Annotated in this window: 21 protein-coding genes, 1 tRNA gene and 1 pseudogene; 8 read left to right on the top strand and 15 right to left on the bottom strand. The window is 57.6% G+C overall.

Translation table 11 applies throughout. From position 1 onward, the window contains the following. From AC19YS_RS19020 to AC19YS_RS19000, 5 genes are all read right to left on the bottom strand, one after another. The coding region (locus tag AC19YS_RS19020) for a hypothetical protein (RefSeq protein WP_500602389.1) at positions 1 to 277 on the bottom strand (277 nt) is incomplete at its 3' end. Then, complete coding sequence (locus AC19YS_RS19015) at positions 274 to 3,654, bottom strand: TipJ family phage tail tip protein (RefSeq protein ID WP_500602388.1); 3,381 nt, start codon at positions 3,652 to 3,654, stop codon at positions 274 to 276. The genes AC19YS_RS19020 and AC19YS_RS19015, both read right to left, overlap by 4 nt. Positions 3,655 to 3,682: 28 nt before the next feature. After that, a complete protein-coding gene (locus tag AC19YS_RS19010; protein ID WP_500602387.1) occupies positions 3,683 to 4,561 on the bottom strand; it encodes a terminase large subunit domain-containing protein in 879 nt (292 codons plus the stop codon). Next, a complete protein-coding gene (locus tag AC19YS_RS19005) occupies positions 4,558 to 5,073 on the bottom strand; it encodes a DUF2280 domain-containing protein (RefSeq protein WP_431749280.1) in 516 nt (171 codons plus the stop codon). The genes AC19YS_RS19010 and AC19YS_RS19005 overlap by 4 nt, the downstream gene beginning before the upstream one ends. Positions 5,074 to 5,105: 32 nt before the next feature. After that, positions 5,106 to 5,729, bottom strand: coding sequence for a putative metallopeptidase (locus AC19YS_RS19000; protein ID WP_200625320.1), 624 nt, complete (start codon positions 5,727 to 5,729; stop codon positions 5,106 to 5,108). A 73-nt stretch (positions 5,730 to 5,802) separates the two neighbouring features. Between AC19YS_RS19000 and AC19YS_RS18995 the strand changes: the two genes are divergently transcribed. Continuing rightward, a complete protein-coding gene (locus AC19YS_RS18995) occupies positions 5,803 to 6,324 on the top strand; it encodes a GNAT family N-acetyltransferase (protein WP_200625321.1) in 522 nt (173 codons plus the stop codon). Between the two features lie 187 nt (positions 6,325 to 6,511). Beyond that, positions 6,512 to 6,775, top strand: a complete 264-nt coding sequence (locus AC19YS_RS18990) for a hypothetical protein (protein WP_179677586.1) — start codon at positions 6,512 to 6,514, stop codon at positions 6,773 to 6,775. Between the two features lie 38 nt (positions 6,776 to 6,813). Here the strand turns inward: AC19YS_RS18990 and AC19YS_RS18985 are convergent, their stop codons facing one another. Further along, positions 6,814 to 7,068, bottom strand: a complete 255-nt coding sequence (locus AC19YS_RS18985; RefSeq protein WP_200625322.1) for a hypothetical protein — start codon at positions 7,066 to 7,068, stop codon at positions 6,814 to 6,816. A gap of 118 nt (positions 7,069 to 7,186) precedes the next feature. Here AC19YS_RS18985 and AC19YS_RS18980 point away from each other — a divergent pair. From AC19YS_RS18980 to AC19YS_RS18955, 6 genes and pseudogenes are all read left to right on the top strand, one after another. Further along, positions 7,187 to 7,714: pseudogene (locus tag AC19YS_RS18980) on the top strand (DNA cytosine methyltransferase); the annotation flags it as partial. A 249-nt stretch (positions 7,715 to 7,963) separates the two neighbouring features. After that, on the top strand, positions 7,964 to 8,275 hold the full coding sequence (locus AC19YS_RS18975) for a hypothetical protein (protein WP_500602386.1): 312 nt from the start codon (positions 7,964 to 7,966) through the stop codon (positions 8,273 to 8,275). Positions 8,276 to 8,278: 3 nt separating this feature from the next. Further along, complete coding sequence (locus AC19YS_RS18970; RefSeq protein WP_500602385.1) at positions 8,279 to 8,683, top strand: hypothetical protein; 405 nt, start codon at positions 8,279 to 8,281, stop codon at positions 8,681 to 8,683. A 49-nt stretch (positions 8,684 to 8,732) separates the two neighbouring features. Then, positions 8,733 to 9,587: a DNA-methyltransferase gene (locus tag AC19YS_RS18965; protein WP_500602384.1), complete on the top strand. Its 855-nt coding sequence runs from the start codon at positions 8,733 to 8,735 to the stop codon at positions 9,585 to 9,587. Between the two features lie 49 nt (positions 9,588 to 9,636). After that, positions 9,637 to 10,314: a hypothetical protein gene (locus AC19YS_RS18960; RefSeq protein ID WP_500602383.1), complete on the top strand. Its 678-nt coding sequence runs from the start codon at positions 9,637 to 9,639 to the stop codon at positions 10,312 to 10,314. A 352-nt stretch (positions 10,315 to 10,666) separates the two neighbouring features. Beyond that, complete coding sequence (locus AC19YS_RS18955) at positions 10,667 to 11,863, top strand: tyrosine-type recombinase/integrase (RefSeq protein WP_500602382.1); 1,197 nt, start codon at positions 10,667 to 10,669, stop codon at positions 11,861 to 11,863. Positions 11,864 to 11,932: 69 nt separating this feature from the next. On the opposite strand, the gene AC19YS_RS18950 is transcribed toward AC19YS_RS18955, so the two are convergent. The 9 genes from AC19YS_RS18950 to thrS form a co-directional block, all read right to left on the bottom strand. After that, positions 11,933 to 12,009, bottom strand: a tRNA-Pro gene (locus AC19YS_RS18950). Positions 12,010 to 12,099: 90 nt separating this feature from the next. Continuing rightward, positions 12,100 to 12,456, bottom strand: a complete 357-nt coding sequence (locus tag AC19YS_RS18945; protein WP_003174972.1) for a MerR family transcriptional regulator — start codon at positions 12,454 to 12,456, stop codon at positions 12,100 to 12,102. After that, the gene (gene ihfA, locus AC19YS_RS18940; RefSeq protein ID WP_002553164.1) at positions 12,437 to 12,739 is read right to left on the bottom strand and encodes an integration host factor subunit alpha; all 303 of its coding nucleotides are present in this window, start codon (positions 12,737 to 12,739) and stop codon (positions 12,437 to 12,439) included. The genes AC19YS_RS18945 and ihfA overlap by 20 nt, the downstream gene beginning before the upstream one ends. A gap of 3 nt (positions 12,740 to 12,742) precedes the next feature. Beyond that, entirely contained in the window at positions 12,743 to 15,121 is a 2,379-nt protein-coding gene (pheT, locus tag AC19YS_RS18935) for a phenylalanine--tRNA ligase subunit beta (RefSeq protein ID WP_200625365.1), read from the bottom strand. A 26-nt stretch (positions 15,122 to 15,147) separates the two neighbouring features. Next, a complete protein-coding gene (gene pheS, locus AC19YS_RS18930) occupies positions 15,148 to 16,164 on the bottom strand; it encodes a phenylalanine--tRNA ligase subunit alpha (RefSeq protein ID WP_003192486.1) in 1,017 nt (338 codons plus the stop codon). A 109-nt stretch (positions 16,165 to 16,273) separates the two neighbouring features. Continuing rightward, the gene (rplT, locus tag AC19YS_RS18925) at positions 16,274 to 16,630 is read right to left on the bottom strand and encodes a 50S ribosomal protein L20 (protein WP_053257052.1); all 357 of its coding nucleotides are present in this window, start codon (positions 16,628 to 16,630) and stop codon (positions 16,274 to 16,276) included. A 30-nt stretch (positions 16,631 to 16,660) separates the two neighbouring features. Next, positions 16,661 to 16,855 (bottom strand): 50S ribosomal protein L35, encoded by a 195-nt coding sequence (gene rpmI / locus AC19YS_RS18920; protein ID WP_002553160.1) that lies wholly within the window; start codon positions 16,853 to 16,855, stop codon positions 16,661 to 16,663. A gap of 60 nt (positions 16,856 to 16,915) precedes the next feature. Further along, positions 16,916 to 17,467 (bottom strand): translation initiation factor IF-3, encoded by a 552-nt coding sequence (gene infC / locus AC19YS_RS18915; protein WP_015884933.1) that lies wholly within the window; start codon positions 17,465 to 17,467, stop codon positions 16,916 to 16,918. Next, a complete protein-coding gene (gene thrS, locus AC19YS_RS18910) occupies positions 17,467 to 19,389 on the bottom strand; it encodes a threonine--tRNA ligase (protein WP_119742672.1) in 1,923 nt (640 codons plus the stop codon). Before thrS ends, infC begins: the two co-directional genes overlap by 1 nt. Between the last annotated feature and the right edge of the window lie 177 nt (positions 19,390 to 19,566).

The raw sequence follows: 19,566 nt of genomic DNA, 5'->3' as shown, positions 1-19,566 counted from the left end.
CCGGACTACCAAAGTAAATGGTTACCCCGCCCGCTGAAATAATCGGCGTATATTGAATCGAGTTAATATTTTGGCCGCTAGTATCATAAACAGCTACAGGTAAACAAACAGCGGAATGTGTGGATGGATCTACGCCCGGAATTGCGATGAAACGAGTGCGTCCTGGTGTAGGAGCACCTGATTTTAAAATTACCGAGTAAACAACCCCAACAGTGAAGGAGTTTTCATCAAGTTCAAGGCGGCCAGTTGGTCCCCAAACTCTTACGCCATAAGTCATGCTGACAGATCCCCCCACTGATATCGTACTAGGCCGGTTTCATCGAACACCTTACCGCCAGCGCTGTTAATCACCTGTCTCGCTTTTCCGCCGAATGAGCTGTTTATTTCAAACGTCCCATCGAAGAACAACTTCCAGCCGCTTGTACCGGCCACATAATCGTTGGACTGAATGTAGTTACCGATCTTGGCGTTGGTGATTGACCCATCTTCTAGGAAGGCCGACTTAATGAAAGTCTGCCCGCCAGTGACCGAGAACGGCGAAACCGGCGTGCCATTGGCCAAGTTGAGCAGCATGAAGGTGTCAGCCCTTACCACGAACTGCGACGACACGCCGGAGGGATCGACTTGCAGCCCGAGACCAAATGATGCCGCGTACTTCTGCCCGCCAGCCGTGGTTTCCATCTTCACCGACCAGAGTGTCGACAGCTTGCCATTAGTGTCGGCAAGCGCTGAAGACGTCTGCTGGATATCAGCCTTGTTTGTGGCTACGCCATCCTTAGCTGTAGCCACTTCTGCGCTGACTTGGGCCACTTGCTGCGCCGAGGCCTGCTTGTTGTTGGCCACGGTGCTTTCCAGGAGCGTCACGTTTGCGGCGTTTTGGTTGACCTTGGCATCCACGGTTGTAAGGCGCTGTGCCGATGCTTCTTCGTTTGAGGCGATGACCTTTTCTTGAGTAGCGATTGCGGCAGTACTGGCCCAGCCTTTCAACGCATCTGCCTTCGCACCGCTGCCACTGTCATCCCGAGTAGCGGCGCGCAGCACATTCAGCGTTGAGCCTTGCGCAGTAACCTTACCGTCAACAGTTTCGATGCTGGTTTTGTTCAGCGCGACCTGCTGCGCCAATGCGCCAACAGAGCCAACCGCCTGCCCCACGTCTAGCCAGTAGGTGGCGTTCGGTGGTGGCTTGTTGGCCGGCACGCTGGCAATGGCCTGATATAGCCGCTGGCCCTGGCGCACGGTGTCGCCAGCGACATAGGTTTTCGCAGCGTCGTACAGCAGGATGTCGTCAAGCGCGTCGATTTGATCCTGCAGGCCGGGGATTTTGTTTATGTCGCTGAGCAAGTCCTGGCCTAGCTCGGTCTTGCTGATCTTGCCGGCGAGCATATTCAAGATGGCCCCAGCGTCCGAACTGGCCTGCCCCATCACACCGCCGCCGACAGGATAGAACGGCCCGACATTTCCGGTGCGGTCCACCAGGCGCGCCCAGAAGAACAGCGTTGCGCCTGCCAGCAGCTGCTGCATGCGGTAGTCAGCCTGCGGATACGCCAGGTCGGCCAGCTTGGTGGCGGCGCCCAGGTCGTTGGCGGGGCCATACCAAACTTCGGTGCGCTGAGTGTCTTCAGCACCAGGTGGGAAGCCCCACTTGATGCTGATACCGAACAGTTCGCTGGTGGTGCGCAGGAACGACACCGCCGGAGGCAGGCCGGTTTTACCTTGCAGGTTGGTGAGGTTCGAACTCTTCCAGACTGAGGAGATTTCAAAGGCGCTCACCGAGCGCACGCGGGCTAGGTAGGCGCCCGAGTAGATGCCGGTGATGTCGACGCTCGTCGAGCCGGTGCGCTGCACCTTGATCCAGTTGCCGCTGTCCTTGCGCCACTCCACGTCGTACGCGACGGCGCCGGTGACGGCTGGCCACGAGATGTTCATGGTGCTGATCGCGATGCCCTGATTTACGGCGTAGCTCGATGTCAGGGTGACACTGGCCGGCGCCGGAACCACGGTGATGGGGATAACGCTGATCGGCCGTTCTTCCAGGCGCGCGCCGGTGTCGATGTGCGCAAACTTGCTCGGGTCGTACTGCACGGCCGAGATTTCGAACACGCCAGGCTCTGGCCGGGCCACGCTCACTACTCGGTAAAGCGGAATAGCAAGATCATCAGCGTCAAGCGCCCAGACCAGTTCTGGCTCCGGCACCACGGAGTAAGACACCGTCACGGTGATTTGCCGGCCGCTGATCAGCTGCACGGTGCGCCCCTCGCACTTGCCGTCGGGCAGGTTGAGGATAAGCCGGTCGCCGGGATTGGCCTGGGTGTCGCGGTCCAGGGTGATGACCTTGCCGTTCACCGCAGAAATGCGGCCGCCCACCGGCCGACCGGCCGGCAGTTCGTCCGCGATCGGGATCACGTAGCCTGGCAACGGAATGCGCCCGTCGAGGCCGACCTTGAAGGTAACGGCCCGGTCCTTGGAGTTGGTCAACAGAGCCCACTTCCCGCGGCGCTGAGCCTCGGATTCGCGGGTGCAGCCGATTGCGCTGATCTCGAGCGGATTGTCGCCGTAACGCCGCTGCAGCTTTTGGTCGGTCACCGCCGTGACATCGGTGTCGTAGTTGTTCAGCGGGTTGTCGTAGCTGACCAGCGCGCGAGTATAGCGGGTGCGCTCCGACGCGCTGGAATAGGTGAACTTGCCATCGAGCACGTTTGCGCGGGTGTAAGCGAAGTCGAAGTCCGTGGCTCGCGGCATATCCGACAGAGTGAACACCTGGCCCTGGGCCCAGTAGGTCATCCCTCGGTAGATCGCCGAGATATCGCGCAGCAGCGACCAAGCATCAGCCTTGCTCTGCAGGTTCAGGTTGCAGATGAAGCGCGGCTCCTGGCCACCCTTCCCGTCCGGCACCAGTTGGTCGCAGTACTGCGAGATCCGGTAGAGCTCCCATTTATCGACCATCCACGGCTTGATGCGGCGGCCAAGGCCGAAGCGGTCGACGGTAGTGATTCCGTAAGTCGCCCAGACTGGGTTATTGGTGTATGCCTCTTTCAGCGTCCCATCCCAGATACCGCTGTATGTCCGCGAAACTGGGTCATAGTTGCTGGGAACCTGCCATTTATGAGCCTTGCAGCCGACTGTTACCGCTGGAATGCTGCGGAACTGCTCGGCCGAAAACTCGATGTAGAGCAGCGCGGTGTTCGGGTACCGCAACTTGGCGTCGATCACTTCTGTGAAGCCGGCGATCTGCATCGTGTCGGAGATTTTGTTGTTGTTCTGGTTGATCGTCAGGCGCGTGATGCGCATCAGCCAGCCAGAAGTAGCCGTCGGCAAATCGATGCGGCGGGTGCGCTCGTACACGCTGGTGGTCTTGCCGTCGACAGCTTCGCTCAGCACCTGCTGGTAAGCGCCGCCGTCGGTTGCCAGTTCTACCTTGTACTCGATCCGGTACCCATTGATGTTCCCGCCGGCATCCACAGACTGGAGCGCCGGCCAGGCGAAGCGCACGCGCACGGCGGAAAGCTGAGTGTTGCTGATGGACTTAACCCATGGCGTGCCGCTGCGTAACTCGGTGCCTATCGTGGTTTCGTTCTCGACCGACGGGATCCCCTGGATATAGGTCTGGTCTACCGCATCGGTGCGCCATTCCCACTTCACATTCGGGAAGTTCATGTTGCCCTGAGGGTCTTGCAGCGGGGTGTTATCGAGGTAGATATCGCGCGCGGTAGAGGTCCTTGCCGTCGTTGCGCCGGACACCGATCGCGGATGACAGAGGGGTGAAGTTCTGGTCGTGCATCCACATCAGTTGCTCACACGGCTCAATGGCTGCATCCGTGATGTTCGCCTTGCTGTAGTCCTCGTAGATCCGGCCAGACGCCGTTTCGAACGATGCTTCAAATTCCTGCTTGAACTGCTTGGCGGACATGGCCCGCTTCATTGCGTCCATTACGTCAGCAGGAAGAATCTCGGCCGACTTCCAATGGAACACCCGGAAGTTCGGGTCATTGCCCGACTCCGCCTGCATGCACAGATCGTAGTAGTGGTTCAGGCCGTCAGGTACGCCGAGCAACCAGCACCAGGCCCGGTAATCCGGCATGGTTGGGTTGACGGTGTTCAGCGCCGGGAGAATGTTTGCCTCCCAGGCGTCCGGCTTAATGTCGGCGAATTCGTCAATTCCCCCGCCAGTCCACGGGATACCCTCAATCCGCTGCGGCTTGTCCAGGCCGATGACGTGAATCTCGCTACCGTTGTCCAGGTAGATGATCAGGTCGGACTCGGACGGCCGGCGACTGTGCATGCAGCAGAGCGTGAAAGCCTTGAGGTCATCCCAGAAGATTTTCTTCGCCTGGGCATGCGTTGGTGCGGCGGCGAAGTACATGCCGGTGTACGCCGACGCCTGCTTCACCACGAAGCGCTTGAAACGCTCAGTCTTGCCGCTACGACGACCAGCAGGCACCAGCGGGAAGCGAATGCCTTCTGACACAGCGGCCACCAAGGCGAGCTGCACCGGGTGATCCTTGAGCGGGTACCAACGAGACAACTGACGATCCAGCATCAGGTTGCCAGTGTTCGCGATCATGACGGGAGCCTCGCGATCAGGTCAGCCAGCAGCTGGGCGTTGGAGTTGCCGCCGCCCTTCTCTATCAGCTTGAGCTCGGCCTTACGCTTCTCGATCTCAAGACGTTTGATTTCTTCATCTAGCGACTTGTCAGGCTCAACGCGGCGATTGACGTATACGTCGCCGGTCTCTTTGGCGGCCTGCTCATAAAGCTGGGCAGTCAGCGCCAGGTTACGCATGGTTTCGGCCTTCTCGGCAAGTCGTCCTAGGCCGCGGAGCCGATACGCGCGATTGGCAATGGGTATATCCGTCGTTTCTTCGCGGAATCGCTTTCGCGCAGCATGGAATAGGTCCACCCAGGTCTTGCCGAGCTTCTGCCCGGCAAACTTTGTCGGGTCATGCGTTTCGCATTGCTGGCGGGTGATCTCAATCCCGAACTCTGTCTTGACCGCTGCTACCACCTGGGATGGCGTATCGAAGCAGGCCAGAGCCTGAACGATAAAGGCTTTGACCTCGCTTCGTAGTACTGCCATAGGGTTGTCATCCGTCAATACCTGTCATGGAATCAGGCCGACTTGAGCAGACAGGTTCCGCAGGCCCTCGCAATGTTCAATTTCCCCACCTCAGCAGGACTGTTTGCAGCATCCACCAACGCTTGAACGTCACGGCTTGCACCGTAGCGGCGAACCACACCGACGAACTCTTCGACGTCGTGGCCCTGCAGCTTGATCTTCGGTGCACCTTCTTGGGTGAATGCTGGTTGACCGTACTTGTCGGTCGCGTGAGCCAGGTGGTACAGCTCATGTTCGATCAGGGCGCAGAACTCAAGGTCGCTGCACTGCGCGCAGTAATCAGCAGCCAACGTGATGATGAAGGCCGGCACATCACCGAACCAATCACGCATCTGTTGTTCCATCCGGGCTTTCTGCCAACCTCCGGCGCGGAACGCTACCTGTTCGGCCTGGCCAAGTACTGTGCGACCCTGCTTCTCGAAGCTCGACGACGCCCACATAATCCGGATATCTGCATCCTGTAAGTGGGCATGGTCTTCGTTGTGAATGCTGCCAGTGTCGGCGAGGACCTCGACTTGGAGCCACTCCCAAACATCAGGGGCGGGAGTCAGTCGGATGCCAAAGTCTGAAAGCTCGGACAGCTCAAGCAGCGACGATGGAGGGTATGGCCTATCCACAGTTCACCCTGAGCTTGTATTAGTGGCTGGTTATCGGTATTGGTTGGAGTCATTTGGCGCAAGGAGCGGAACAGTGATCACGATTCGAGAGGCAACGATTGAAGACCTTCAAGCGCTCCAAGACATCGGCATAGCGACCTACAAAGAGCACTTTTCTGATATCTGGACCGCGGAAGGAATAGAGAACTTCCTAAGCGAGGACTTTTCAGTTTCTGAACTGCAGAAATCTATCGGATCACCTATCAATCATTGCTGGTTCATTGCGCTTAACGAGGAAGACCAGGCCGTAGGTTTTTCGAAGGTCAACTGGTCTAAACCAATCCCAATGTCTGATCAGGTTGGCGCCGAACTCCAAAAAATTTACTTCCTCAAATCTCAGGCTGGCAAGGGCCATGGGAAGCAGCTTCTCCAGTTCATTCACGACTCGGCGCAGAACCGCAATGAAGGCTTCATATGGCTGGACGTACTGAAGAGCAACTCAAACGCGCAGCGCTTCTACGAGAGCTTCGGATTCAGGGCGCTGGGCGAAATCCCCTTCAGTACCGACATAGCCGAAATCGGGATGGTCGTTATGTGCCGTAAGCTTTCCCGGTAGGCACGTTCGATTGCCTCCCAGTCGGGTTGCTTGATTGTCATCGCTTTCTCTATCTATTTTTTAAATTCGGGACATCACGTACTTGAATTGATCTCAGATAGAAATCAACAATCAGCTCGACGCCGACAAACTAGTGACGCCAAGTGTTTGTCAGGTTATTGATTCATAAATCATTGAGAGAAAAACCATGATTCCAGAAGTCGGTATTTTTAGCTTTTTGATCGCAGCCGCTTTCGTCGTGCTCTATCTGTTCGCGCGACAGGTGCGCCGCGGTGTGGCTTATGCGAACCGCACCGAGGCCCCAAGGGAGCGGGCTGGGATTTACTGTGTAGTCGTTGCACTCATGGGCTTCATAGTCGGCAGCCTCTATCAACCGTTGCATGAACGCGGCGCAGCCTGCATTGAAGCCTCGCAACCCGTGGTGCAATGCGTGTTGTTTCAAACCCGCTAAATCAGTTCTATAGCGTGCCGCACTTATCTGCGGCACACCTACCCTTCCCCGCTATCCAGCAGCACATCAATCAGCTTCTGCTCACCCAGGCGCATGGCACCCAGGCATTGCAGGTCATCGCACTTAGGGCCGAGGCCGAACACAGTGACCTCTCCCTTCGCGCCGATCAGCGTCAAGGCGCCCACGGTGCACTCGGGATGCTCACCGGTGTCCAGGTCATCGGCGATCTTGCGCAGGGTCTTGGCGGCGTCGCGCCAGTCTTCCCGCTTGAACTCCAGAACCTTGACGGTCATTCGGCCACCATCTGGTGGGTTTGTGCATGTGCGTGGCCGTGGAGCAACCCAACGATCAGGCCTTGCGGAAGCCCAGCGTTCTTCGCAGCGTCTACAGCCTTGGCGATGGCGCTACCAGCCCGCCTCTACCATCTGCCAGTCGGGAGCCAATCAGCGCCTGGCCACTGCATACCTGGTGAAGTACTACGGGTGTGACAAAGGCGGTGTTTCGCTGACAGAGCCGATGCACACGCTGCCGACAAAAGACCGCATTGCCCTAGTCGAAGTGGTGCAGGTGCCGGATACGTTGACGCCTGAGCAAATGGAAGGCGCCCGCCGCTGCGCCGCCTTCATGCATGAGCATCTGCCTGAGCATTTCAAGGAGCCCGCCGAGATGATCATGCTCGGCGGTTATGTGCTGGTGGATATCACATTGCGTATGCTGCAGCCGCCTGAACTCAAAGCAGCCCAGGGCTTCGACAAGGACTACATCATTGATCGTGGCCTGTTCGTTGACCCGGTGACCGGCGCCGAGCAGTGGCAGCCGATCAACAAGACGAATCAGGTCAGGCTGATCGGCAACAGCGTCTGTCCAGACGAAGCAGAGGCGCTGGTACGAGCCAACGCCGCCGACATCATTGAGCTTTACCAGCGTCTTGCCGCCTAGCTTATGTAAGTAATGACCACCACGGGTAAGAGTTAAGCCATTCTCCAAACTGATAAAGCATTTTGATCACTTGATCCGAAATTAGCTGCAGCAACAATCCTTCGAGAAACATATACATCTGTGAGCCTCTGGTATCAGTGTCCAGAGAGATGTTTTACATCGAGCTATAAGACTCAGCTGCTTGACCAAGTAAAAATACAGTCCCCCTCCCCCTTTAAAGTCAGCCGCTATAGCGGCAAGGACGAAGTCATGACTACTGAAAACCAAAACCCTGAGTTCGAACTGAACGGCTCCCAGCCTGCGCCACTTCCATTGCTCGCCTTCGCGGTCGGTGACTGCGATTGGGTTGCGGCTGTCGATGAGGCTGGTGCGCGTCGGGTGCTCGAAGAAATGAACGGTGAAGAGCCTGGCGCCTATGACGACTGGGACGCAGAGCTGGTCAGTGCTGAATGGCTCGACAAGCCTTGGTGCGACGAAGATGACCGCACGAAGATCGTCGGCACTTTGCGTGAATTGCTGGCAGCCGCCACTGAGCCGGCATACCTCGCCGGGACGGAGTAAGTCATGAGCCGAAGCGGATATAGCGATGATTGCGGCGGATGGGATCTGATCTGCTGGCGGGGCGCCGTGAAGTCGGTGCTGAAGGGAAGGCGCGGCCAGGCGTTCCTTGTCGAGCTGCGTGACGCGATGGATGCAATGCCAGATAAGCGTTTGATCGCCGACTCACTTCAGGCCGAGGGGGAATTCTGCACCATCGGCGTAATTGGGGCGAAGCGCGGAATTGACATGGCCGTTCTTGATCCAGACGACCGAGAGGCCGTAGGCGAAGCGTTCGGCATCAGCCCTGCCATGGCGTCAAAAATTGTTTTCATGAACGACGAAGGCAGTTGGCAGGCAGAAACGCCGGAACAGCGCTGGCAGCGTATGCGTACCTGGGTCGACTCAAATATTCAGCGGGTGACGCCATGATCGCCACCCCCTGGTTCGCCTACGTCTTCATCTACAAGGGGCCGAGGCCATGAAACAGCATCGGATATTGATCGGCGACTGCATTGAGTCGATGCGGACGATGCCAGACAAGTCGGTTCAGATGTGCGTGACCAGCCCTCCCTATTTCTGGCAGCGAGACTACGGAGTGGTTGGTCAGATGGGCCAGGAAGAAACACCAGAAAAATTTGTCAGCGCGCTAGTGTCTGTATTTTCAGAGGTTCGGCGGCTGCTGAAGGATGACGGTGTGGTCTGGCTAAACCTTGGAGACAGCTACTACAGCGGAAACGGCCAACCAACTGGGTCTGATCCGCGCAGTCCTTCACGCGACTGGATGAGGACCAAGGTGCGCCCGCTTGACGTTCCAGGCCTAGGATATCCAAAGAAGCCACTACTTGGCATTCCATGGATGGTGGCGAAAGCTCTTCAGGCCGATGGCTGGACTATAAGGGCCGATGTTATATGGTGCCGCGATACTGCGTTTTCAGAGCCTTCCGTCAAGGATCGGCCCTACAGGCAGCACGAGTACTTGTTTCTTATAAGTAAGTCCCGGCGGTATTGGTTCGACCGCTCAGCGCTTCCCGAGGAAAGCGTATGGCATATTCCACACGAACGGGGGGTCAAGGGGCACAGCGCAGCATTCCCCAAGGAACTCGCCAGGCGATGCATTTTGTCAGGCTGCCCAGAGGGCGGTACCGTTCTTGACCCTTTCGGCGGTGCCGGCACTACGGCGGTGGTCGCCATGCAGGAAGGTCGCAAATCGATCCTGTGCGAACTGAACCCGGAATATGCCGCAATGGCTGAACGCCGGATCGCGGCCGCCTGGCTCGACGGCGCGGCGCAGATGGATGTCTTTCGCGACACCGCGCAACACCCAGCAGCCTAACCCCAATCCCCCTACATGCCTGCCGGTGAGCGGCGGGCGAGGTATTCCCATGCTCAAAAGTATTGATCTGGAAAAACTCGAGAATCTGGCAAGCGCTGCTACTCGCGGCCCGTGGACCTACTGTTCAAACGAGGATCAGCTCGGCGAGTACGTTTGCGAGTTGACACGCGGCGACGGCGAAAAGTCGGATTTTTCAGTAGGCACCAGAAACGACTGGGGCCAAATGAAAAATCCGGAGTGGAACGCAATGTTCATCGCCGCTGCAAACCCGTATGTAGTTCTGACACTGGTAGCTGAACTGAAAGCTTTGAGAGCGGCAGCCGCACCTGCTGGCGACCTCAACCCTGTTCTGGACGTGATGCGGAACACGGGCCTGGGCATTGACGGCGACAACGCCTACAAACGCGACTTGTGCGACGCGATTGTCGGGGCCCTGGCCATGGGCGCTCAGAACACCAACCCGCCACCAGTGGATCACTGGGGCCAACGCTTTTGGGATATCGGCCGGGAGGAACGCGCCAGCAGCGAGCAACTGCTGAAAGCTCTCATGGCGGTCACCCAGATAGCGGGCGAATGCGAACAGATCGCCAGCAACTACAGCGGCACCATCGACGGAATCTTTGAGCACGGCGGCGACGACCACGAAGACCCGAGCTGCGCGATCTTCCATCGCCTGTACTACGCCATGTTCGACGCGCGAGCCGCAATCAAGAAAGCCACGACCTAACCCACCTTCTGCCGCCCAGCGCGGCAAGGACGCCCCAAACCAATAAATCCACCCGGCAACGGCGTGGCGAGGCATTTCCTATGGCCAACACAAAGTTAGCGCCGGTCCTAGAGACCGCTCCCCGCTTCATCCGGGCGATGCACGCACCCGCTTACCTCGGTATGTGCAGGGAAGAATTCAAGAACACGGTTCGCCCCCACATCCGCGAATTCCCTATTGGAAAACAGGGCGTTGCCTTCGACCGGCATGAGCTTGACCAGTGGGCCGACGCCTATATCGAAGCCATGGCAATTGAAAAGCAGGCAGAACAGGACAACAATCCGCCCCGCAGTGGGCGCCAAGGCGCAAAACAATGGCGCGAAAAACAATGTCGGGCCTCTACCAGAGGAACGGGATTTGGCACATCGACAAAGTCGTCAGAGGTAGCCGACTTCAGGAAAGCACTGGAGCAAGCGAAAGGGAGGAAGCCGAGCAGTACCTGATTCATCGGCTGGAAAAGCTGCGGCAGGAAAAAATTTACGGCGTGCGTCAGGTGCGAACCTGGCGCGAGGCAGCCACGCGGTTCTTGGTCGAGTTCAAAGACCAAGCGTCGATCGGCCTTTCCGCCTCCCATATCGAACAGCTTGATCCGTACATCGGGGATCTGCCAGTAACGCACATCGATGACGGGACATTGGCCACATTCATCCGTGACCGGCAGCGACCGAGCAAGACGGACAAAGGGAAGGTCAAGCCAGGCGTATCCAACAGGACGGTAAACATTGCCCTGCAACGAGTCGTCAGGATCTTGAACCTATGCCACCGCAAGTGGCGCGATGCTGAAAAACGGCCATGGCTGGAAAGTGTGCCGATGATATCAATGCTTGAGGAGAAGAAGTCGAGTCGTAAGCCCTACCTTATGTCATGGGAAGAACAGGCTCTTTTGTTCCCTGAGCTGCCCGACCACCTGTTGAGGATGGCCCTCTATAAGGTGAACACGGGTTGCCGGGAGCAGGAAGTGTGCAAGTTGCGATGGGATTGGGAAATACGGGTGCCGGACCTGAACACCAGCGTGTTTCTGATACCTGCCGGATTCGGCGGGCGGAGTGAAAAGGCGGGGGTAAAGAACGGAGATGAGCGCCTGGTGATCTTGAACAAGGTGGCGATGTCCATCATTGATGGGCAGCGCGGCCTGCACCGAGACTTGGTGTTTCCGTACGGGCAGCCAGATCAGTTCGGTCCAACAGCCATACACCGAATGAATGACTCGGCCTGGAAGAAAGCCAGAGTGCGCGCAGCGGACAGTTGGGAGAAGGTCCACCAGTCGCCAGCACACCCCGGATTCAGGTCGATCCGGATTCACGACTTGAAGCACACCTTTGGTAGAAGGCTACGTGCAGCGAGCGTGACGGAGGAGGATCGGAAAGCGTTGTTGGGGCATAAGAACGGCAGCATTACGAGCCACTATTCTACCCCGGAGTTGCAGCACTTGATTGAGGCTGCGAACAAAGTGTCGGCAACTGACTCTCGTGGGCCAGCGCTGACAATCTTGAGGAGGAAGTTGGGATGATCCCCCGCAAAAGTCCCTACACGTAAAAAAGCCGAACTGGCTAGAGTTCGGCTAAGTCACTGTAAAATATGGTCGGGACGGAGTGATTCGAACACTCGACCCCTAGCACCCCATGCTAGTGCGCTACCGGACTGCGCTACGCCCCGACTAGGCGTGTTACTGGGTTCGCTTCGCTACGAAGCGATCCGGAATATACCGCAAGCTTTTGAAATGTGGAAGTATTTTAAAAGCCGACGTTATTTCTTCAAAACCACCAGCACATCTTCGAGTTCGGAGATCATCTGGCGGATCAGTTGCTTGTATTGGGTGGTGTCGTCTTTGGCTTCATCACCGGACATGCGCTGACGCGCGCCACTGATGGTGAACCCCTGGTCGTACAGCAACGCACGGATCTGTCGGATCATCAGCACATCCTGGCGCTGATAATACCGACGGTTCCCGGTGCGTTTGACGGGGTTGAGTTGAGGAAACTCCTGCTCCCAATAGCGCAGCACGTGCGGCTTGACCGCACAAAGCTCGCTGACTTCACCAATGGTGAAGTAGCGTTTGCCTGGGATGACGGGTAGTTCGTCGTTATGACTTGGTTCCAGCATAAGCCTCAACTCGGGCCTTCAACTTCTGCCCTGGACGAAAGGTGACCACACGGCGAGCCGTGATCGGGATTTCTTCTCCCGTTTTTGGATTGCGGCCAGGCCGCTGGCGTTTGTCCCGCAGGTCAAAATTGCCGAAACCGGACAATTTGACCTGTTCGTTGTCTTCCAGAGCGTGCCTGATTTCTTCAAAAAACAGCTCGACCAATTCCTTGGCCTCGCGTTTGTTCAGACCCAGCTCTTCGTACAGACGTTCCGCCATCTCAGCTTTCGTCAAAGCCCCCATACGTCACTTCCTTAACGTGGCGTTCAACCTTTGTTCGAGCGAGGTGAGGATATTTTGTGTCGTGGTATTCACCTCATCGTCATTAAGAGTGCGCGATGGATGCTGCCAGGTCAAGCCAACTGCAAGGCTTTTTCTATGCGGATCAATGCCTTTACCCTGATAGACGTCAAATAGCCTGAGGTCTGTCAGCCATTCCCCTGCATTTTCACGGATTACATCCAGAACGGCAGTGGCGGCGACTTCGCGATCGGCGATCAGGGCCAGGTCACGACGCACTTCAGGGAAGCGCGACAACTCGCTGAATTTAGGCATCTTGCCCGACGCGACTTCCGCCAAGACTAGCTCAAAAACGAACACCGGACGGTCCAGACCGAGGGTTTTCGACAACTCCGGATGGATGGCGCCTACGTAGCCCACCAGGCGCCCTTCGCGTTCGATACGCGCAGTCTGGCCCGGATGCAACGCTGGGTGGCTGCCCGGCACGAACGTGAAATCGTCGAGCGCGCCAGCAAAGCCCAATACCGCTTCCACGTCAGCCTTGACGTCGAAGAAGTCCACGGCGTCGCGGCCTTGGGCCCAGCCCTCAGGCAGGCGGCTGCCGCACACCACGCCAGCCAGCATCGGTTCTTGTTTCAGGCCGTCGAGTTGGCCGACAAAACGCAGGCCGCTTTCGAACATGCGCACGCGGTCTTGCTGACGGTTCAGGTTGTGGGACAGTGCCTTTACCAAGCCCGGCCACAACGACGAACGCATGGCCGCCATGTCGTTCGAGATCGGGTTGGCCAACAGCAGTGGCTCGACGCCAGGGTTGAACAACTCGAACTGTTTAGGATCGATGAAGCTGTAGGTCACCGCTTCCTGGTAGCCACGGGCGACCAGCAGGCGACGCAACTCCGGCAAGTGCGCACGGGCCTCAGCTTTAGGCTGCGGCGCCAGGCGTGCTTGCGGGTAGCGAACCGGCAGGCGGTTGTAGCCATACAGCCGGGCCAGTTCTTCGATCAGGTCAACTTCCAGGCTGATATCGAAGCGATGGCTTGGCACTTCAACGTGCCACTGCCCTTCCCCGCCCGCGGTAATGCTCAGGCCGAGAGCCGACAGCAGCTGCTCGATTTGAGCCGGATCAATCACCAGGCCGAGCATTTGCTCGACGCTCTTGGCGCGCAGGGTGATCGGAGCAACGGACGGCAGGTGCTGCTCGCTCACGGTTTCGGTGATCGGGCCAGCTTCGCCGCCGGTGATTTCCAGCAGCAGGCCAGTGGCGCGCTCCATGGCTTCACGGGCCAGCTTCCAGTCCACGCCACGCTCGTAGCGATGCGAGGCATCGGTGTGCAGGCCGTAGGAACGGGCCTTGCCGGCGATGGCGATCTGATCAAAGAACGCGCTTTCGAGGAAAATATCGCGAGTGGTCGCGGACACACCGCTGTGCTCGCCACCCATCACGCCGGCAATGGCCAGGGCGCGGGAATGATCGGCGATCACCAGGGTATCGGCGCGCAGGCTGACTTCCTGGCCGTCGAGCAAGACGAGCTTCTCGCCTTCTTCGGCCATGCGTACGCGGATGCCGCCATTGATTTCGGCGAGATCGAACGCGTGCAGCGGTTGGCCCAGCTCCAACATCACGTAGTTGGTGATGTCGACGGCAGCGTCAATGCTGCGTACGTCGGCGCGGCGCAAGCGCTCAACCATCCACAGCGGGGTTGGTTTGGACAGGTCGACGTTGCGGATGACACGGCCGAGGTAGCGTGGGCAAGCGTTTGGCGCCAGCACTTCGATCGGGCGTACTTCCTCGTGCACGGCAGCTACTGCGGCAACCACAGGACGGGTTACCGGAGCGTTGTACAACGCACCTACTTCGCGGGCCAGGCCAGCGAGGGACAGGCAATCGCCGCGGTTCGGGGTCAGGTCGACCTCAATGCTGGCGTCTTCAAGCTCCAGGTAGACACGAATGTCCTGGCCTACTGGCGCGTCGGCCGGCAGTTCCATCAGGCCGTCGTTGCCCTCGCCCACTTGCAGTTCAGCCTGGGAGCAGAGCATGCCGTTGGACTCAACGCCACGCAGCTTGGCTTTCTTGATCTTGAAGTCGCCTGGCAGTTCGGCGCCGATCATGGCAAACGGAATCTTCAGGCCCGGGCGCACGTTAGGCGCTCCGCACACGACCTGGAACGTCTGCGCGCCATCACTGACCTGGCACACACGCAATTTATCAGCATCCGGGTGCTGCTCGGTGCTCAGCACCTCGCCTACGACCACGCCGCTGAAAACACCGGCGGCCGGCGTTACGCTATCGACCTCAAGGCCGGCCATCGACAGACGAGCAACCAGCTCGTCGCGATCTACCTGCGGGCTTACCCAGCCACGCAGCCATTGTTCACTGAATTTCATCCTGCTCTCCTAAAGATTCGTTACGACTAGCGAAATTGCGCGAGGAACCGCAAGTCGTTGTCGAAGAACAGACGCAAGTCGTTCACGCCGTAACGCAGCATGGCCAGACGCTCAACGCCCATGCCGAAGGCAAAGCCCGAGAACTCTTCCGGGTCGATCCCGGACATGCGCAGCACGTTAGGGTGAACCATGCCGCAGCCCATCACTTCCAGCCAGCCGGTCTGCTTGCAGACGCGGCAGCCTTTGCCGCTGCACATCACGCATTCCATGTCGACTTCAGCGGACGGCTCGGTGAACGGGAAGAACGAAGGACGGAAACGCACCGCCAGCTCTTTCTCGAAGAACACCCGCAGGAATTCTTCGATAGTGCCTTTGAGGTCGGCAAAATTGATGTCGCGATCAACCAGCAGGCCTTCGACCTGGTGGAACATCGGCGAGTGGGTGATATCCGAGTCGCTACGGTACACACGGCCTGGGCAGACGATGCGGATCGGCGGCTTGTTCGCTTCCATGGTGCGGACCTGTACCGGCGAGGTATGGGTGCGCAACAGCATGTTTGCGTTGAAATAGAAGGTGTCGTGCATCGACCGGGCCGGGTGATGGCCTGGGATGTTGAGCGCCTCGAAGTTGTGATAGTCGTCTTCGACCTCAGGGCCTTCGGCAATGCCGTAGCCGATGTGGGTAAAGAACTGCTCGATACGTTCCAGAGTCCGGGTGATCGGGTGTAGACCGCCCGAGGCCTGGCCACGGCCAGGCAGGGTCACGTCAATGGACTCGGCGGCGAGTTTGGCCGCAAGATCGGCCTCCTCGAGCGACGCCTTGCGCGCATTGAGAACCTCTGTGACACGCTCCTTGGCAACGTTGATCAGCGCACCGACTTGCGGACGCTCTTCAGCCGGCAAATTCCCCAGGGTCTTCATCACCTGAGTCAATTCACCTTTCTTGCCAAGGTAGTGAACCCGGATTTGCTCCAGGGCATTTACATCTTCAGCGCTTTGCACAGCCTCAAGGGCTTGAGCGACGAGCGCGTCCAGGTTTTCCATGTACAGACTCCAGATACAAAATAGGGGAAGAGCTTGAAGGCTCTTCCCCTATTTATGACGTTTACCACCGTGGGCTACAGGAGTAGCCCACGGTGACTGTCGGGGGTACTTAAGCCAAGGTGGCTTTAGCTTTCTCGACAATCGCAGCAAACACCGCTTTATCGTTCACGGCCAGTTCAGCCAGAACCTTACGGTCGATTTCGATGGACGCTTTTTTCAGGCCAGCGATGAAACGGCTGTAGGACAGACCGTTAACACGAGCACCAGCATTGATACGAGCGATCCACAGAGCGCGGAACTGACGTTTTTTCTGACGACGGTCACGGTAGGCGTATTGGCCTGCCTTGATTACCGCTTGCTTGGCAACACGGAATACGCGCGAGCGTGCGCCGTAGTAGCCTTTAGCGAGTTTCAGAATTTTTTTGTGACGTTTACGGGCAATGACGCCACGCTTTACACGAGCCATGAGTTACTTCCTCTAGTCTTGATCCAAAAATTAACGAAGGCGCAGCATGCGCTCGACTTTTGCCACGTCAGACGGATGCAGCAAGCTGCTACCGCGCAGTTGACGCTTACGCTTGGTCGACATTTTGGTCAGGATGTGGCTCTTGAAAGCGTGCTTGTGCTTGATACCGTTAGCAGTTTTCAGAAACCGCTTAGCAGCACCACTTTTAGTCTTCATCTTTGGCATGTTCGGATACTCCGCATTCAGTTGATAAACATAATCAGAAGGCCTGCCGTGCCCTGTTGATTACTTCTTCTTTTTCGGGGCGATGACCATAATCAGCTGGCGTCCTTCCATCTTAGGATGCTGCTCGACGGAACCGTACTCCAGCAGGTCAGCTTCAACCCGCTTGAGGAGTTCCATCCCCAGCTCCTGGTGGGCCATCTCACGGCCGCGGAATCGCAAGGATACCTTGGCCCTGTCCCCATCACTCAGGAAACGTACCAGGTTGCGCAGTTTTACCTGGTAATCCCCTTCCTCCGTCCCTGGACGAAACTTGATTTCTTTTACTTGAATCTGCTTCTGGTTCTTCTTCGCTGCGGCAACCTGCTTCTTCTTCTCGAAGATCGACTTGCCGTAGTCCATCACCCGGCAAACGGGTGGGATTGCATCGGCGGAGATTTCCACCAGGTCCAATTTGGACTCTTCAGCAATACGAAGCGCTTCATCAATCGAGACGATGCCAATCTGCTCGCCGTCAGCGCCAATTAACCGAACCTCGCGTGCCGAGATATTCTCGTTGATCGGGGCTTTCGGTGCAGCTCGTTTATCTTGTCTCATTTCACGCTTAATAATAATTACTCCGAATCTGGGCGACCACGCCGGGAAACCGCTTGCGCGAGGAACTCAGCGAACTGGGCGACGGGCATCGAGCCCAGGTCAGCACCTTCACGAGTACGCACAGCGACAGTCTGCATCTCGACTTCCCGATCTCCGATAACCAAAAGATAGGGAACCTTGAGCAAAGTATGCTCGCGGATTTTAAAGCCGATCTTTTCATTTCTCAAGTCGGACTTGGCACGAAATCCGCTTTCGTTGAGAGTTTTTTCAACTTCAGCTGCAAAATCTGCCTGTTTATCAGTGATATTCATGATCACTGCCTGAGTCGGAGCCAGCCACGCAGGGAACGCACCCTCGTAGTGCTCGATCAGGATTCCGACAAACCGTTCGAACGAGCCAAGGATCGCTCGGTGCAACATAACCGGGTGTTTGCGGCTGTTGTCTTCGGAGACGTATTCGGCTCCCAAACGGATCGGCAGGTTAAAATCGAGCTGCAAAGTACCACATTGCCAGACACGACCAAGACAATCTTTCAGCGAGAACTCGATTTTCGGACCGTAGAAGGCGCCCTCACCCGGCTGCAAATCGTACGCAAGGCCCGCGCTGTCTAGGGCGGCGGCCAGTGCAGCTTCGGCGCGATCCCACAGCTCGTCGGAGCCGACGCGTTTTTCCGGACGAGTGGACAACTTCATTTCGACTTCGGTGAAGCCGAAATCGCGATAAACGTCCATGGTCAGCTTGATGAACGCGGCGGATTCAGCCTGCATCTGCTCTTCGGTGCAGAAGATGTGGGCGTCGTCCTGGGTGAAACCGCGCACGCGCATAATGCCGTGCAGTGCACCCGACGGCTCGTTACGGTGGCAGGCACCAAACTCGGCCAGACGCATCGGCAACTCGCGGTAGCTCTTCAAGCCCTGGTTGAACACCTGCACGTGGCATGGGCAGTTCATCGGCTTGATGGCGTAGTCGCGGTTTTCCGACTGAGTGGTGAACATGTTGTCGGCGTAGTTGGCCCAGTGCCCGGACTTTTCCCACAGGCTGCGGTCTACGACCTGCGGAGTCTTGATCTCCAGGTAGCCGTTTTCGCGTTGAACCTTGCGCATGTACTGCTCAAGCACCTGGTACAGGGTCCAGCCGTTCGGGTGCCAGAACACCATCCCAGGCGCTTCCTCCTGGAGGTGGAACAGGTTCAGGCGCTTGCCGATCTTGCGATGGTCACGTTTTTCGGCTTCTTCAATGCGCTGGATGTAGGCCGCCAGCTGCTTTTTGTCAGCCCAGGCAGTGCCGTAGATGCGCTGCAGTTGCTCGTTCTTCGCGTCGCCGCGCCAGTAGGCGCCAGACAGCTTGGTCAGCTTGAACGACTTGAGGAAGCGCGTATTCGGCACGTGCGGGCCACGGCACATGTCGACGTATTCTTCGTGGTAGTACAGGCCCATCGCCTGCTCGTCCGGCATGTCTTCCACCAGACGCAGCTTGTAGTCTTCACCACGCGCGGTGAACACGTCGATCACTTCGGCGCGCGGCGTGACCTTCTTGATTACGTCGTAATCTTTTTCGATCAGCGCATGCATGCGCGCCTCGATAGCGGCCAGGTCGTCCGGAGTGAACGGACGCTCGTAGGCGATATCGTAATAGAAGCCTTCATCGATGACCGGACCGATCACCATTTTTGCGGTGGGGTACAGCTGTTTGACCGCATGGCCAATCAGGTGCGCGCAAGAGTGGCGAATGATCTCCAGCCCCTCTTGATCCTTGGGCGTGATGATTTGCAGGCTGGCGTCGCTGGTGATCAGGTCGCTGGCGTCAACCAGCTTGCCGTCGACTTTGCCGGCTACGGTGGCCTTGGCCAGGCCTGCACCGATGGAAGCGGCGACTTCGGCTACAGATACCGAATGATCGAATGAACGTTGACTGCCGTCGGGAAGAGTAATAGTTGGCATGGCGCCTCCTCTCCTAGTGGTGACCCCTACCAAAGGTCACGTGGGTTGGGATGAGCCAGTACAAGATCCAACACCAGGCCGTTCAATGATGAACGCCTGCCTTACAGCGGCAGGAGCCTTTCGGCCAACCGATAATCGAACCAGAGTGACTGGAGTGAGCTAAAAAGAACATGGCAA

The organism is Pseudomonas sp. MF08831 (assembly GCF_059862645.1).
The sequence above is the reverse complement of the archived record's forward strand: the minus strand, read 5'-3'. Positions and strand labels throughout refer to the sequence as shown.